Source organism: Streptomyces sp. NPDC102270, assembly GCF_044766405.1.
Lineage (GTDB): Bacteria > Actinomycetota > Actinomycetes > Streptomycetales > Streptomycetaceae > Streptomyces.
This window is the reverse complement of the sequence record NZ_JBIWLX010000022.1, coordinates 108,763-124,699: the sequence shown is the minus strand read 5'-3', so window position 1 is coordinate 124,699 and position 15,937 is coordinate 108,763. Positions and strand designations below refer to the sequence as shown.

Annotated in this window: 12 protein-coding genes and 1 riboswitch; of the genes, 9 read left to right on the top strand and 3 right to left on the bottom strand. The window is 71.5% G+C overall.

All coding sequences use genetic code 11. The features are described 5' to 3' along the window. Nucleotides 1-277 precede the first annotated feature (277 nt). On the top strand, nt 278-1,375 hold the full coding sequence (locus ACIRP7_RS37600) for a CobW family GTP-binding protein (protein ID WP_403668961.1): 1,098 nt from the start codon (nt 278-280) through the stop codon (nt 1,373-1,375). On the opposite strand, the gene ACIRP7_RS37595 is transcribed toward ACIRP7_RS37600, so the two are convergent. Beyond that, on the bottom strand, nt 1,372-3,825 hold the full coding sequence (locus ACIRP7_RS37595) for a DNA topoisomerase (ATP-hydrolyzing) subunit A (RefSeq protein ID WP_403668958.1): 2,454 nt from the start codon (nt 3,823-3,825) through the stop codon (nt 1,372-1,374). The two genes, ACIRP7_RS37600 and ACIRP7_RS37595, sit on opposite strands and share 4 nt — an antisense overlap. A 325-nt stretch (nt 3,826-4,150) precedes the next feature. Between ACIRP7_RS37595 and ACIRP7_RS37590 the strand changes: the two genes are divergently transcribed. The 4 genes from ACIRP7_RS37590 (at nt 4,151) to ACIRP7_RS37575 (ending at nt 8,940) form a co-directional block, all read left to right on the top strand. Further along, the gene (locus ACIRP7_RS37590; RefSeq protein ID WP_403669145.1) at nt 4,151-5,551 is read left to right on the top strand and encodes a M16 family metallopeptidase; all 1,401 of its coding nucleotides are present in this window, start codon (nt 4,151-4,153) and stop codon (nt 5,549-5,551) included. Further along, complete coding sequence (locus ACIRP7_RS37585; RefSeq protein WP_403668955.1) at nt 5,548-6,936, top strand: M16 family metallopeptidase; 1,389 nt, start codon at nt 5,548-5,550, stop codon at nt 6,934-6,936. Before ACIRP7_RS37590 ends, ACIRP7_RS37585 begins: the two co-directional genes overlap by 4 nt. 189 nt (nt 6,937-7,125) lie before the next feature. Further along, a riboswitch (cyclic di-AMP (ydaO/yuaA leader) is annotated at nt 7,126-7,289 on the top strand. A 13-nt stretch (nt 7,290-7,302) separates the two neighbouring features. Further along, nucleotides 7,303-8,055, top strand: coding sequence for a M23 family metallopeptidase (locus ACIRP7_RS37580; protein ID WP_403668952.1), 753 nt, complete (start codon nt 7,303-7,305; stop codon nt 8,053-8,055). 189 nt (nt 8,056-8,244) lie between these two features. Then, nucleotides 8,245-8,940 (top strand): GntR family transcriptional regulator, encoded by a 696-nt coding sequence (locus tag ACIRP7_RS37575; protein ID WP_403668949.1) that lies wholly within the window; start codon nt 8,245-8,247, stop codon nt 8,938-8,940. Nucleotides 8,941-9,066: 126 nt separating this feature from the next. Here the strand turns inward: ACIRP7_RS37575 and ACIRP7_RS37570 are convergent, their stop codons facing one another. Further along, nucleotides 9,067-9,348 carry an HPr family phosphocarrier protein gene (locus tag ACIRP7_RS37570; protein WP_007385204.1) on the bottom strand — a complete coding sequence of 94 codons (282 nt, stop codon included), beginning with the start codon at nt 9,346-9,348 and terminating at the stop codon, nt 9,067-9,069. A 196-nt stretch (nt 9,349-9,544) separates the two neighbouring features. On the opposite strand from ACIRP7_RS37570, the gene ACIRP7_RS37565 reads away from it, so the two are divergent. From ACIRP7_RS37565 to ACIRP7_RS37550, 4 genes are read left to right on the top strand one after another with little or no spacing between them, the layout of a single operon-like run. Beyond that, on the top strand, nt 9,545-12,382 hold the full coding sequence (locus tag ACIRP7_RS37565) for a GNAT family N-acetyltransferase (protein ID WP_403668946.1): 2,838 nt from the start codon (nt 9,545-9,547) through the stop codon (nt 12,380-12,382). Nucleotides 12,383-12,433: 51 nt separating this feature from the next. Next, nucleotides 12,434-13,021, top strand: coding sequence for a DUF5998 family protein (locus ACIRP7_RS37560; protein WP_352382278.1), 588 nt, complete (start codon nt 12,434-12,436; stop codon nt 13,019-13,021). Then, nucleotides 13,021-14,271: an alkaline phosphatase family protein gene (locus ACIRP7_RS37555; RefSeq protein WP_403668943.1), complete on the top strand. Its 1,251-nt coding sequence runs from the start codon at nt 13,021-13,023 to the stop codon at nt 14,269-14,271. The genes ACIRP7_RS37560 and ACIRP7_RS37555 overlap by 1 nt, the downstream gene beginning before the upstream one ends. 49 nt (nt 14,272-14,320) lie before the next feature. After that, on the top strand, nt 14,321-14,980 hold the full coding sequence (locus ACIRP7_RS37550) for a thymidine kinase (protein WP_403668940.1): 660 nt from the start codon (nt 14,321-14,323) through the stop codon (nt 14,978-14,980). 17 nt (nt 14,981-14,997) lie between these two features. On the opposite strand, the gene ACIRP7_RS37545 is transcribed toward ACIRP7_RS37550, so the two are convergent. Then, entirely contained in the window at nt 14,998-15,789 is a 792-nt protein-coding gene (locus ACIRP7_RS37545; protein WP_403668937.1) for a VOC family protein, read from the bottom strand. Nucleotides 15,790-15,937 lie beyond the last annotated feature (148 nt).

The following is a 15,937-nucleotide window of genomic DNA, read 5'->3' as shown; positions in this document are numbered from 1 at the left end:
GGTCGACTGATGGGGACCGGCGAGCGGTGGGCGGCGCTTGCCGTCTCCCAGGGTGCCGAGCGGCTCTGATCGGCGGGGGAGGCGGAGAGGAGGCGCACGGAGGGAAGTGAGGGTCGCACGAACCGGCGCCTTGCCCAACGTCTGCCCCGCAAGTGTTGCTAACAATCGTTCACTTCGCAGTGATTATTCCGGCTCGTATCCTGGTCCGGCATTCAAAGCTCGTACGTGCGCCGGGACCGCGATCCGGTGCACGCAACAGCGCGAAAGAGGTCGTACGTTGAGTCAGCCGAGCGTGAGCCCCCGGCAGATCCCGGTCGTCGTGCTCGCCGGATTCCTGGGTTCCGGCAAGACCACGCTCCTCAATCACCTCCTGCACCGCAGCGGCGGCAGCCGTATCGGAGCGATCGTCAACGACTTCGGTGCCATCGAGATCGACGCCATGGCCGTCGCCGGCGCGCTCGGCGACTCCACCGTCTCCCTCGGGAACGGCTGCCTGTGCTGTGCCGTCGACGTCGGTGAACTCGACCAGTACCTCTCCCGGCTCGCCCACCCCGACACCGGAATCGACGTCATCGTCATCGAGGCCAGCGGTCTCGCCGAGCCGCAGGAACTCGTCCGCATGGTGCTCGCCAGCGAGGAGACGGACATCGTCTACGGCGGTCTCGTCGAGGTCGTCGACGCCGCCGAGTTCGACGACACCCGCGCCCGGCACCCCGAGCTCGACCGGCATCTCGCACTCGCCGACCTCGTCGTGGTCAACAAGCTCGACCGGGCGGACCCCCAGGACGCCGAGCGGGTTCTGGCGGTCGTCCGGTCCCTCGTCGACCGAGCCGCCGTCGTCCCGGCCACCTACGGCCGCATCGACCCCGAGTTCCTCTTCGACTGCCGGCCCAGCGAGGAGCGCATCGGACAGCTCTCCTTCGACGATCTGCACGACCACGACGACGACCATGACAGCGACCAGGACAACCACGACCACGCGGGGCATCTGCACTCCGCCTACGACAGCCTGTCCTTCACCTCGGACACGCCCCTGGACCCACGCCGGCTCATGGGCTTCCTCGACAGCCGTCCCGAAGGCCTCTACCGGATCAAGGGATACGTCGACTTCGGGCCGTACGACGTCCGCAACCGTTACGCCGTCCATGCCGTGGGGCGGTTTCTGCGGTTCTACCCGGAGGCCTGGCCGCCCGGCGACCCCCGCCTCACCCAGCTCGTCCTCATCGGCTCCGGCATCGACGTACCCGCCCTCGGCAAGGATCTGGAGGCGTGCAGGGCGCACACGACAGACGCCCCGCACGCCGACGAGGCCGGCATGTGGGGCGTCCTGCGTTACGTACAGGGCACCGAGGAGGACCCCGAGGAACCGGCCTAGACCGGCCCCGCCACCACCGACACCGTCTTCGCCAGCGACACGCCCGAGCCGTCACGGCGCGGGTCCATCTCCGGCAGGTCGGCCGGCGTCCCGTTCTTCTGCGCGGCGCGGGCCGGAACGGCGCCCGCCCAGGCCAGGGACAGGCAGTCCTCGCCCTTCAGGAACCGCTGGCAGCGGACACCGCCGGTGGCGCGGCCCTTGCGCGGGTACTGGTCGAACGGCGTCAGCTTGGCCGTCGTCTGGACCGAGTCGTCGAGCGTGCCGCGCGAGCCCGCGACCGTGAAGACGACCGCGTCCACCGCCGGGTCCACCGCGGTGAAGGAGATGACCTTGGCGCCCTCCGTGAGCTTGATGCCCGTCATACCGCCCGCCGGACGGCCCTGCGGACGGACCTGCGAAGCCTGGTAACGCAGGAGCTGGGCGTCGTCGGTGATGAAGACGAGGTCCTCGTCGCCGGTGCGCAGTTCCACCGCGCCGACGATCCGGTCACCCTCCTTGAGCGTGATGACCTCCAACTCGTCCTTGTTGGACGGGTAGTCGGGGACCACGCGCTTGACGACGCCCTGTTCGGTGCCGAGCGCCAGACCGGGCGAGGACTCGTCCAGCGTGGTGAGGCAGATCAGCGTCTCGCCGTCCTCCAGGGAGAGGAACTCCGACAGCGGGGCCCCGCCCGAGAGGTTCGCGGCCGACTCCGGCAGCTGCGGCAGGTCGATGACGTTCAGGCGCAGAAGACGTCCGGACGACGTCACCGCGCCGATCTCACCCCGCGCGGTGGCCGGCACCGCCGAGATGATCACGTCGTGCTTGGCGCGCTTTCCGCCGGCCTCCTCCGGGAACGGCTCGCCGTTCGCCGTGCGGGCCAGCAGCCCCGTCGAGGACAGCAGCACCCGGCACGGGTCGTCCGCCACCTGGAGCGGTACGGCGGCCACGGGGGCCGTGGCTCCGGCCTCCAGCAGGACCGTGCGCCGCTCGGTGCCGTACTTCTTGGCGACCGCGGCCAGCTCGGCGGAGACCAGCTTGCGCAGCTCGGCGTCCGACTCCAGGATCCGGGTCAGCTCCGCGATCTCCGCGTTCAGCCGGTCCTTCTCCGACTCCAGCTCGATGCGGTCGAACCTGGTCAGGCGCCGCAGGGGCGTGTCCAGGATGTACTGCGTCTGGATCTCGCTCAGCGAGAAGCGCTCGATCAGCCGCTCCTTCGCCTGCGCGGAGTTGTCGCTGGAGCGGATGATGCGGATGACCTCGTCGATGTCGACCAGGGCGGTGAGCAGGCCCTCGACCAGGTGCAGCCGGTCGCGCCGCTTGGTGCGCCGGAACTCGCTGCGGCGGCGAACCACTTCGAAGCGGTGGTCGAGATAGACCTCGAGGAGTTCCTTGAGGCCCAGGGTGAGGGGCTGACCGTCCACCAGCGCGACGTTGTTGACGCCGAAGGACTCCTCCATCGGCGTCAGCTTGTAGAGCTGCTCCAGGACCGCCTCCGGCACGAAGCCGTTCTTGATCTCGATGACCAGACGCAGGCCGTGCGCGCGGTCGGTGAGGTCCTTGACGTCGGCGATGCCCTGCAGCTTCTTCGAGCCGACCAGGTCCTTGATCTTGGCGATCACCTTCTCCGGGCCGACCGTGAAGGGCAGCTCGGTGACGACCAGGCCCTTGCGGCGGGCCGTCACCGTCTCCACCGACACCGTCGCGCGGATCTTGAAGGTGCCGCGGCCCGTCTCGTAGGCGTCCCGGATGCCGGAGAGACCGACGATCCGGCCGCCGGTGGGCAGGTCGGGACCCGGGATGTGCTTCATCAGGGCGTCCAGATCCGCGTTCGGGTAGCGGATCAGGTGGCGGGCGGCCGCGATGACCTCGGTGAGGTTGTGCGGCGCCATGTTGGTGGCCATGCCGACCGCGATGCCCGAGGCGCCGTTCACCAGAAGGTTGGGGAAGGCGGCGGGCAGCGCGCCCGGCTCCTGCTCCTGGCCGTCGTAGTTCGGCGCGAAGTCGACCGTGTCCTCGTCGATGGACTCCGTCATCAGGCTCGCGGCCTCGGCGGCGCGGCACTCGGTGTACCGCATGGCGGCCGGCGGGTCGTCGTTGCCCAGCGAGCCGAAGTTTCCGTGGCCGTCGATCAGCGGCACGCTCATCGAGAAGGGCTGGGCCATGCGCACGAGGGCGTCGTAGATCGACGCGTCGCCGTGCGGGTGCAACTTGCCCATGACCTCGCCGACCACGCGGGCGCACTTCACATAGCCGCGGTCGGGGCGCAGGCCCATCTCGTTCATCTGGTAGACGATGCGCCGGTGCACCGGCTTGAGGCCGTCGCGGGCGTCGGGGAGCGCGCGGGAGTAGATGACCGAGTACGCGTACTCGAGGTACGAGCCCTTCATCTCGTCCACGACGTCGATGTCGAGGATCCGCTCCTCGTACGAGTCGTCGGGCGGCGGGGTCTTCGTGCTGCGGCGGGCCATCGCTGCCGGCTCCTCTTTTCTGGTCGCTCGCCTACGGGTCGCTCACGTCGGCCCTTTGGCTCACTCTTGCTGAAGCGTGAACGGGTCTGCGCGGACCATTGTGGACCGCGGCACTGACAGTCCGGGCCAGGGCCCGGCCGGGCCGCCCGGCCCGGCAACGGCACAGCGCCTCCGTCACGGTTGCCCGCAGGCTACGCGATCCGCTGTGGGCGTACGCGCTCCGGGAACTTCGCCGAGGGTCCGCACGCTTGCATACAGTGGCAGGACCGGCAGGAAAACCGCGGTTTCCACGACCGCGAACGCGATCGAAGGGACGTACATGCCCATGGGTCACACGGCCACAGACCAGGCAGGCACCGGGGGCCTGACAGCGACCGAGCACCGCCTGGCCAACGGCCTGCGCGTGGTGCTCTCCGAGGACCACCTGACCCCGGTCGCGGCGGTGTGCCTCTGGTACGACGTCGGTTCGCGCCACGAGGTCAAGGGACGTACCGGCCTGGCTCACCTTTTCGAGCACTTGATGTTCCAGGGCTCCGGACAGGTCAAGGGCAACGGGCACTTCGAGCTCGTCCAGGGCGCGGGCGGCTCGCTCAACGGCACCACCAGCTTCGAGCGCACCAACTACTTCGAGACCATGCCGACCCATCAGCTGGAGCTCGCCCTCTGGCTGGAGGCCGACCGCATGGGCTCCCTGCTGGCCGCCCTCGACGACGAGTCGATGGAGAACCAGCGCGACGTCGTCAAGAACGAGCGCAGGCAGCGCTACGACAACGTCCCCTACGGCACCGCGTTCGAGAAGCTGACCGCGCTCGCGTACCCGGAGGGTCACCCCTACCACCACACCCCGATCGGTTCGATGGCCGATCTGGACGCGGCCACGCTGGAGGACGCGCGCGCGTTCTTCCGCACCTACTACGCGCCGGGCAACGCCGTCCTGTCGGTCGTCGGCGACATCGACCCGGAGCAGACGCTCGCCTGGATCGAGAAGTACTTCGGCTCCATCCCCTCGCACGACGGCAAGCCCGCGCCCCGTGACGGCTCCCTGCCCGAGATCATCGGCGAGCAGCTGCGCGAGGTCGTCGAGGAGGAGGTCCCCGCGCGCGCGTTGATGGCCGCCTACCGGCTCCCGCACGACGGCACCCGCGAGGCGGACGCGGCCGACCTCGCCCTCACCGTCCTCGGCGGCGGCGAGTCCTCCCGCCTCTACAACCGGCTCGTACGGCGCGACCGTACGGCCGTCGCGGCCGGCTTCGGCCTGCTGCGCCTGGCCGGTGCGCCCTCCCTGGGCTGGCTCGACGTGAAGACCTCCGGTGACGTCGAGGTGCCGGTCATCGAGGCCGCCATCGACGAGGAGCTCGCGCGGTTCGCCGCCGAGGGACCCACGGCCGAGGAAATGGAGCGCGCCCAGGCCCAGTTGGAGCGCGAGTGGCTCGACCGGCTCGGCACCGTCGCGGGCCGCGCCGACGAACTGTGCCGTTACGCCGTCCTGTTCGGCGACCCCCAGCTCGCCCTGACCGCCGTGCAGCGCGTCCTGGAGGTGAGCGCCGAGGAGGTGCAGGAGGTCGCCAAGGCCAAGCTGCGCCCCGACAACCGCGCGGTGCTCGTCTACGAGCCCACCGCCCCGGCCGAGATCGCCCAGAGCGCCGAGGACGCCGAAGGCGCCGACGACCCGGACTCCGCCGCCACCGTGGAAGCGACCGACGAGAACGAGGAGGCGGCCAAGTGACCGAGCTCGCCGCGATGGAATTCCACCCGCAGCCGCAGGCGGGCGAGCCCAAGGTCTGGGCCTTCCCCGCCCCCGAGCGCGGGAAGCTCGACAACGGCCTCACCCTGCTGCGCTGCCACCGCCCCGGCCAGCAGGTCGTCGCCGTCGAGGTGCTCCTGGACGCGCCCCTGGACGCCGAGCCGGCCGGCCTGGACGGTGTCGCCACGATCATGGCGCGCGCGTTCTCCGAGGGCACCGACAAGCACTCCGCCGAGGAGTTCGCCGCCGAGCTGGAGCGCTGCGGCGCCACCCTCGACGCGCACGCCGACCACCCGGGCGTCCGCCTCAGCCTCGAAGTACCGGCCTCCCGCCTCGCCAAGGCCCTCGGTCTGCTGGCCGACGCGCTCCGGGCGCCCGCGTTCGCGGACAGCGAGGTCGAGCGGCTCGTCCGCAACCGCCTGGACGAGATCCCGCACGAGCTGGCCAACCCGTCTCGTCGCGCCGCCAAGGAGCTCTCCAGGGAGCTGTTCCCGGCGGACTCGCGCATGTCGCGCCCGCGCCAGGGCACCGAGGAAACCGTCGAGAACATCGACTCCGCGGCCGTACGCGCCTTCTACGAGAAGCACGTGCGCCCCGCCACCGCCACCGCCGTGGTCGTCGGCGACCTCACCGACATCGACCTGGACGCGCTGCTCGGCGACACCCTCGGCTCCTGGACGGGGTCCACGGGCCGGCCGCGCCCCGTGCCGCCGGTGACCGCCGACGACACCGGCCGGGTCGTCATCGTGGACCGCCCCGGAGCCGTCCAGACGCAGCTGCTGATCGGTCGTATCGGCGCCGACCGGCACGCACGCGTGTGGCCCGCGCAGGTGCTCGGCACGTACTGCCTCGGCGGCACCCTCACCTCCCGCCTGGACCGCGTCCTGCGCGAGGAGAAGGGCTACACCTACGGCGTACGGTCGTTCGGGCAGGTCCTCAGGTCCGCCCCGGACGGCTCGGGCGCCGCGATGCTCGCCATCAGCGGCTCGGTCGACACCCCTAACACCGGTCCCGCCCTGGACGACCTGTGGAAGGTGCTGCGCACGCTCGCCGAGGGCGGTCTGACCGACGCCGAGCGCGATGTCGCCGTACAGAACCTTGTCGGTGTGGCACCGCTCAAGTACGAGACGGCCGCGGCCGTCGCGAGCACGCTGGCCGACCAGGTCGAGCAGCACCTGCCCGACGACTACCAGGCGACCCTGTACCAGCAGCTCGCCGCGACAGGCACCGTCGAGGCCACCGCGGCCGTCGTGAACGCCTTCCCGGTGGACCGGCTGGTGACGATCCTGGTCGGCGACGCGGCCGCCATCAAGGAGCCCGTCGAGGCGCTCGGCATCGGCGAAGTCAAGGTCGTGACGGCCGAGTAGAGGGTCCCGGCCCCAGGGGCTCTGGTGACGCAAGGTCACCAGAGCCCCTGATGTCCGAATTGGGCAGGAGGTTGCCCGTCTGCCCTGTGGGATGCGCTACAAAACCGTTGATCGGTTTGGGGATTGAAAGTGGCCCCGCTTAGCGTCCTCTGGGCTGTCCGTCAGGCACTGCGCCGCGCCCGCGGCACCGGACAGCCATCGCCGAGTCCCCGCATGGCGCGAGCCAGGGGAGCCGGGGACCCAACCATGCGTCCCTGGGGTGAATCGGACGCCCGCGCACCGCGAGGGGGTCCGTAGGAGACCTTCCTGCTCCGAACCCGTCAGCTAACCCGGTAGGCGAGAAGGAAGGAAAGGACCAGCCACCACATGGCGTTCACCTGCGCCACCGGGAAGCACCGTCGTCCCAGCCGCATGAAGCGCACCACCGCCCGCGCGGCGGGTGTCGCGGCCCTCGCCACCACCGGCGTCATCGGCACCATCGCAGCCCCGGCGTTCGCCGCCGACAACTCCGTCGAGCAGACCGGTCTCATGCCCGTCGTCAGCGTCGGAGAGTCCCTCGCCGACCAGCTCGACGCCCAGGCCGAGGCCCAGGCGCGGGCCGCCGCGCTGAAGAAGGCGGAGGCGGAGGCCAAGCGCAAGGCCGAGGCGCGCGCTGAGGAGATACGCGAGGCCAAGGAGCGGGCCGCCCGCGAGGCCGAGCGCAAGCGCCTCAACCGCTTCGGCGCCCCGATCTCCGGCTCCTACGTGTCCACCGGCTACAAGTCCGGCGGCTCCCTGTGGTCCTCCGGCAGCCACACCGGTGTCGACTTCCACGCCGCGAGCGGCACCTCGGTCCACGCGGTCGGCCGCGGCACGGTCGTGGAGACCGGCTGGGGCGGGTCGTACGGCAACCAGATCGTGATCAGGATGGCCGACGGCACGTACACCCAGTACGGCCACCTGTCGTCCATCGGCGTCTCGGTCGGCCAGTCGGTCACCCCCGGCCAGCAGATCGGTCTCTCCGGCGCGACCGGCAACGTCACCGGCCCGCACCTGCACTTCGAGGCGCGCACCACCCCCGAGTACGGCTCGGACATCGACCCCGTCGCCTACCTGCGCTCGCACGGCGTGAACGTCTGACGACCCACCGCGCGATCCCCGCGAGGCCCCGGCTCCCCGAGCCGGGGTTTTCGTCGTTTCCGGGGCCCCGTTGTCCAAAAAATATCCCCGGATTCCGGTCCGCCGTCGGAAATTCCCGCTCATTGCAATAGAGTCACTGAACACACGTCAATCGGCGACGTTTCACGGGGATTAAGACGGAGGTCGGACATGCGTATTCCGGCGCACTCGGTATGCACGGCGATCCGGGACGACATCGTCGCCGGTGTCCACGAGCGCGGGAGCCGGCTCACCGAGGAACTGCTCGCCCGCCGCTACGGCGTCTCCCGGGTCCCGGTCCGCGAGGCCCTGCGCACACTGGAGGCCGAGGGCTTCGTGGTGACGCGGCGTCACGCGGGCGCGTGTGTGGCCGAACCGACCGAGCAGGAGGGCGCCGACCTCCTGGAGATGCGCATGCTCCTCGAACCGCTCGGCGCCTCCCGGGCCGCCCAGCGACGCACCGAGGCCCATCTGAAGGTGCTGCGCGGCCTGGTCAGGCTGGGTCAGGAGCGGGCCAGGCGCGGCAACAGCGACGATCTGCGCTCCCTGGGGGGTTGGTTCCACGAGACGCTCGCGCAGGCCTCCGGCAGCCCCGCGCTGACCTCGATGCTGACCCAGCTGCGCCACAAGATCGCCTGGATGTACGTCGTGGACGCGCCCGCCAACCCGGTGGAGTCCTGGGCGGAGCACGGCGCGATCGTGGACGCGGTGGCACGCGGGGACGGCGAGCGCGCGCGGGCGATCACGGCGCTGCACACCGAGCGCTCGAGCGCGGTGCACCGGCTGCGGTTCACCTCCGGACAGGACCGCGCGGACCGTGTGAGGACCTCGCAACATCCTGTAAACGTGACAGGTCTGCGGCATTAACACGGGCACCGTATACAAAGAGGGGGGAATTCGAGGGGGAGTATTTCCGCTGCCCGTAAAAGGGAAATTCGAAGGGCCCGCCCGGTAATTCGGACGAGCCCCTCGGTGCTTTTAAGGCACCTTCCCTCAGACGGTCTCGGGAAGCTCCTCGAGCCCCTCGGCGACCAGCTTCGCGAGCCGGTCGAGGGCCGCGTCCGCGCCCTCGGCGTCGGAGGCGAGGACGATCTCCTCGCCGCCCTGGGCGCCCAGGCCGAGAACGGCCAGCATGGAGGCCGCGTTGACGGGGTTGCCGTCGGCCTTGGCGATCGTCACCGGGATACCTGCGGCCGTGGCGGCCCGGACGAAGATGGAAGCGGGGCGGGCGTGGAGGCCCTCGGCCCAGCCGACGTTGACGCGGCGCTCAGCCATGTGATGCTGCCCTTCGGTGTTCAGGGTTGTCTAGACCAGTTTCCCACACGTGAAGTGTCCCCGGACAGGACCTGAAGTCCCGCCGGGGGAGTGTTCGGACCGCGGCCTCGGCCCGAGTTCCGTCCTTGCGCGTCCTCGCGTGTTCTCCACAGACTGCCTCGCGCCGTTGTCGTACGCGAGCCGTACTCTGGGGCCCATGCAGAGCGCGTCGGACCGGCACGAGTACCCCGCCCACTGGGAGGCCGACGTGGTGCTGCGCGACGGCGGCACCGCGCGCATCCGGCCCATCACCGTCGACGACGCCGATCGCCTGGTCAGCTTCTACGAGCAGGTCTCGGACGAGTCGAAGTACTACCGCTTCTTCGCGCCCTACCCTCGCCTGTCCGCCAAGGACGTCCACCGCTTCACGCACCACGACTTTGTGGACCGGGTGGGACTCGCCGCCACGGTCGGCGGCGAGTTCATCGCCACCGTACGCTACGACCGCATCGGCGCCGACGGCATGCCCGCCACCGCCCCCGCCGACGAGGCCGAGGTCGCCTTCCTGGTCCAGGACGCCCACCAGGGGCGGGGCGTCGCCTCCGCCCTGCTCGAACACATCGGGGCCGTCGCCCGGGAGCGCGGCATCCGGCGCTTCGCCGCCGAGGTGCTGCCCGCCAACGTCAAGATGATCAAGGTGTTCACCGACGCCGGGTACACCCAGAAGCGCAGCTTCGAAGACGGCGTGGTGCGCCTGGAGTTCGACCTGGAGCCCACCGACCGCTCCCTCGCCGTGCAGTACGCGCGCGAACAGCGCGCCGAGTCGCGGTCCGTGCAGCGGCTGCTCACCCCCGGCTCCGTCGCCGTGGTGGGCGTCGGACGCGCCCCGGGCGGTGTGGGCCGCAGCGTGCTCGGAAACATCAGGGGCTACGGCTTCACCGGCCGCCTGTACGCCGTCAACAAGGCGTTCCCCGAGGACCAGAAGGAGCTGGACGGCATCCCCGCACACCGCTCGGTGCGGGACATCGACGGCCCCGTCGACCTCGCGGTCGTCGCCGTACCGGCCGAGCAGGTGCCCGAGGTCGTCGCCGAGTGCGGGGCACACGGCGTGCAGGGACTCGTCGTGCTCTCCGCCGGGTACGCCGAGAGCGGGCCCGAAGGGCGCGAGCGCCAGCGTGAACTCGTGCGCCACGCACGCGCGTACGGCATGCGGATCATCGGCCCGAACGCCTTCGGCATCATCAACACCTCCCCGGACGTCCGTCTCAACGCCTCCCTGGCCCCCGAGACCCCCCGCCCCGGCAGGATCGGCCTGTTCGCCCAGTCCGGCGCCATCGGCATCGCCCTGCTCTCCCGGCTGCACCGGCGCGGCGGCGGGGTCACCGGCGTGACCGGCGTCTCCACCTTCGTCGCCTCCGGCAACCGCGCGGACGTGTCCGGCAACGACGTCCTGCAGTACTGGTACGACGACCCGGACACCGACGTCGTCCTCATGTACCTGGAGTCCATCGGCAACCCCCGCAAGTTCACCCGCCTCGCCAGGCGTACGGCGGCGGCCAAGCCCCTGGTCGTCGTGCAGGGCTCGGGCACCGCCCCGCAGGGCCACGCCGTCCGCGCCACCCGCCTGCCGCACGCGACGGTGTCCGCGCTGCTGAGGCAGGCCGGGGTGATCCGCGTGGACACCATCACCGAACTCGTGGACACCGGCCTGCTGCTCGCCCGCCAGCCGCTGCCCACCGGACCCAAGGTGGCGATCCTCGGCAACTCCGAGTCGCTCGGCCTGCTCACGTACGACGCGTGCGTGGCCGAAGGGCTGACGCCCTCACCCCCGCTGGACCTGACCACCGCGGCCGCGCCGGAGGACTTCCACGCGGCCCTCGCGCGCGCGTTGGCCGACGACTCCTGCGACGCGGTGATCGTGACGGCCATCCCGGGAGTCGGCGAGGGGTCCGCGGGCGACGCCGCCCTCGCCGAGGCGCTCAGGTCCGCGGCGGAGCAGGTCCCCGGCAAGCCGGTCCTCGTGGTCCACGTCGAGCTCGGCGGCCTCGCGGAGGCCCTGTCGGCGGCGACCAGCACCGCGCCGCAGGCCGCCGCGGGCCCGCCGAAGATCCGTGCCGACCACCCCTTCCGCGCCCTGGACCGGCTGCGCGCCACACCGGGCCCCGCGGAACCGCCCGCCCCCGGGAACGGCGACCGCCTCATCCCCGCCTATCCCGCCGCCGAGCGCGCGGTGCGGGCCCTGGCCGATGTCGTGCAGTACGGCCAGTGGCGCCGGGAGTCCGCCGAACCCGGCAAGGTGCCCGAGTACGAGAACATCGACGAGAAGGGCGCCGCCACCCTGATCGACGGCCTGCTCACGCGCGGACAGGGCCTCACCCTCGGCACCGAGGACACCTGCCGGCTGCTCGCCGAGTACGGCATCCGGGTCCACCGCGCCCTGCCCGCCGCCACCTCCGACGCCGCCGTCGAAGCCGCCGCCACCCTCGGCTACCCGGTCGCCCTCAAGGCCACCGCCCCGCACCTGCGCCACCGCGCCGACCTCGGTGGCGTACGCCTGGATCTCGCGGACGAGGAGCAGCTGCGGCGGGCGTACGCCGAGCTGACCGAGTTGTTCGGCGCGCCGGACGAACTGCGGCCCGTGGTGCAGGGGATGGCACCGCGCGGGGTGGACACCGTGATCCGGGCCGTCATAGACCCCGCCGCCGGCGCCGTGCTGTCCTTCGGGCTCGCCGGGGCCGCCTCCCAGCTGCTCGACGACACCGCTCACCGGCTGATTCCGGTCACCGACCGAGAGGCGACAAGCCTCGTGCGATCGATCCGGACCGCGCCGCTCCTCTTCGGCTGGCGCGGTTCCACCCCGGTCGACACCCCCGCCCTGGAGGAGCTCCTGCTGCGGGTGTCCCGGCTGGTCGACGACCATCCCGAGGTCGTCGCGGTCACCCTGGAGCCGGTCGTCGTCGCCCCGCGCGGCCTGAGCGTCCTCGGCGCCTCCGTACGGCTCGCGCCACCGCCCGCCCGCGACGACCTCGGCCCGCGGACCCTTCCCGCGTACTGAGCGGCGGCGAGCGGTGCCTCGCAGTCGGCGTGCCACCGTAGGATGGACGTCATGGCCAAGACCAGTACGACGACCCAGGGGCTGCGTGCGGCGATCGAGCGCAGCGGCTACTACCCGGCCCTCGTGGCCGAGGCGGTGGAGTCCGCGCTGGGCGGCGAGCCCATCCGGTCGTACCTGGTCCACCAGGAGACGACGTTCGACCAGAACGAGGTGCGGCGGCACGTGACCGTGCTCGTCCTCACGGGCAACCGCTTCATTGTGAGCCACACCGACGAGCAGGCCGCGGACAGCACGTCCCCGACGCCGTACGCCACCACCTCCACGGAGTCCGTGAAGCTTGGCCGGATCTCGTCGGTCGTGGTCAGCCGGGTCGTCGCGAACCCGGAGCAGTACCAGCCGGGCACCCTGCCCCGCGAGGTCGTGCTGACCATCGGCTGGGGCGCCGTCTCCCGTATCGACCTGGAGCCCGCCGCCTGCGGCGACCCCAACTGCGAGGCGGACCACGGCTACACAGGCAGCTCCACGGCGGACGACCTGAGCCTGCGCGTCAGCGAGGCGGGGGACGGCCCGGACACCGTGCGCCAGGCGCTCGCCTTCGCCCAGGCCATCTCCGAGGCGACCGCGGACGTCCCCCGCTGATGGCCCACCCGTCTCCCCCCGCCGCCCATGATCGAGGGCGCTCCGCGCCCGCCCCTGCTGATTCCACCGCCTGGGACCACCCCGAACCCCTGGCCCTCGACACCGCGCCCGTCCCCGAGTACGGCACCGGCTCCCTCGCCGACCTGCTGCCCACCCTCGCCGCCGGCATGGCCGTACCGGACATGACCGCCACGATCCAGGAGCTCACGCCCTCCGACCGGAACTGCGTGTTCCTGATCGACGGCCTGGGCTGGGAGCAGCTGAAGGCGCACCCGGACGAGGCGCCCTTCATGACCTCCCTGCTGGCCACCTCGCGCGGCGGCACCGGCCGCCCCCTGACCACCGGCTACCCGGCGACCACCGCGACCTCCCTCGCCTCCGTCGGCACCGGCCGGCCGCCCGGAGCCCACGGCCTGCCGGGCTACACCGTGCGCAACCCGGCCACCGGCGAGCTGATGAACCAGCTGCGCTGGCAGCCGTGGACCAAGCCGCACGTCTGGCAGCCGTACCCCACCGTCTTCCAACTCGCCGACCGGGCCGGGGTGCACGCCGCCCAGGTCTCCTCGCCCACCTTCCAGAACACCCCGCTGACCAAGGTCGCGCTCAGCGGCGGCACGTTCCTCGGGCGGCTGTCCGGCGAGGAGCGCGTGGATCTCGCGGCCGAGCAACTCGCCGCCGCCGACCGCTCGCTGGTCTACACGTACTACGCCGAGGTCGACGGCGCGGGACACCGCTTCGGCGTCGACTCCGACACCTGGCGCGGCCAGCTGATGTACGTCGACCGCCTGGTCCAGCGCCTCGCCGAGCAACTCCCGCCGAACAGCGCGCTGTACGTCACCGCCGACCACGGCATGGTCGACATCCCCTTCGACGACCAGCACCGCATCGACTTCGACGAGGACTGGGAACTGCGCGCCGGCGTCGCCCTGTTGGGCGGCGAGGGCCGGGCCCGCCACGTCTACGCGGTGCCGGGCGCCGCAGGCGATGTGCTGACCTGCTGGCGCGAGGTCGTCGGCGAGCAGTTCTGGGTCGCCTCCCGGGACGAGGCCATCGCGGCGGGCTGGTTCGGACCGCCGGACCACTTCGACGAGCGGGTGTACGACCGGATCGGCGACGTGGTCGCCGCCGCCCGCGACGACGTACTCCTCATCGCCTCCGAGCGGGAGCCGAAGGAGTCGGCGATGGTCGGCAACCACGGTTCCATGACCCCCGCCGAGCAACTGGTGCCGCTGCTCGAAGTACGCTCCTGAAGCCGACCCGCCCCCGTCTCCCACAGAACCGAAAGGTGCTCGACCTGCCATGCCCGAGCTGGTGTTCTTCTCCGGAACCATGGACTGCGGGAAGTCCACACTGGCTCTCCAGATCGAGCACAACCGTTCGGCGCGTGGTCTGACGGGCATCATCTTCACCCGGGACGACCGGGCCGGCGAGGGCAAGCTGTCCTCGCGGCTCGGTCTGGTCACGGACGCGGTCGAGGTCGAGGACGGCCAGGACCTGTACGCCTACCTCGTCGACCACCTCTCCCGCGGCGGCCGCGCGGACTACGTGATCGCGGACGAGGCGCAGTTCCTCACGCCGGAGCAGATAGACCAGCTCGCCCGTGTGGTCGACGACCTGGACCTCGACGTCTACGCCTTCGGCATCACCACCGACTTCCGCTCCAAGCTGTTCCCCGGCTCCCAGCGCCTGGTGGAACTGGCCGACCGGGTCGAGGTGCTCCAGGTCGAGGCCCTGTGCTGGTGCGGCGCCCGGGCCACGCACAACGCCCGTACGGTCAACGGCGAGATGGTCGTCGAGGGCGCCCAGGTGGTCGTCGGCGACGTCAACCAGGCCGATGACGTCGGCTACGAGGTCCTGTGCCGCCGGCACCACCGCCGCCGGATGACCGCGGGTACCGCACACGCGGCCGCGCTGTCCCCGGACGTCCTGCCCGTCCCGTCGGCCGGGGCGCGCTTCTGACCTGACGGGGGAGGGGCTCAGCGCGGGTTCTCGATCAACGAGAAACGCGCCCCCTCCGGATCCGCCACCGTGGCCACGCGACCGTGCGGGCTGTCGTGCGGCGACCGCAGCACATGGCCGCCCAGGTCGGTGAGGAGACGGGTGGCGGCGGTCGCGTCGGCCACCTCGAAGTACGTCATCCAGTGCGGTCCCCGGTCGCGGGGGAGGGCGTGGCCGACGCCGTGGAGACCGGCCACGGGGCGGCCGCCGGCGTGGAGGGTGACGTAGTCGAAGTCGGCGGAGACCACGGGCTCGCCCTCGTAACCGAACACCGTCTCGTAGAACTTGGCGACGCCCACCGTCTCGAAGGTGAGCAGCTCGTGCCAGGCGGGAGTGCCCGGTACGCCCGCGACGGAGGTGCCCAGGTGGGCCGCCGCCTGCCACACGCCGAAGACGGCACCGGACGGGTCCGAGCCGATCACCAGCCGCCCGGCCTCCCCGGCGTCCAGCGGGCCCACCCCCACCGTGCCACCGCACAGCCGTACCGACTCGGCCGTCAGGTCGATGTCGTCCGAGGCGAGGTAAGGCGTCCAGGCGACCGGAAGATTGCGGTCGGGCGACAACTGCCCGATCCCGGCGACGTCCTGGCCGTCGAGCAGCGCGCGGACGTAGGGCCCGAGCTGCTGCGGGCCCGGCACGAACTCCCAGCCGAACAGCGATCCGTAGAACTCCTGGGTCGCGGCCATACCGTGCACCATCAGACTCACCCAGCAGGGTGTACCGGGCGTGTGCCGAGCGGGCGGGGCGGCCGACCCCCTTGCCTCGGTCATCGTCACTCTCTCCTCGGCCCCTCGCGGTGGCCGTGTCGTGTCCGCTGTCGGGACCTCCGTGCCGATGCTCGCACCACCCGCGGCCGGCTGACCGTTGCCACGCGATGGCCGACGGATGTCGATCGGCTGTACAGCATGTGCCCGTTCC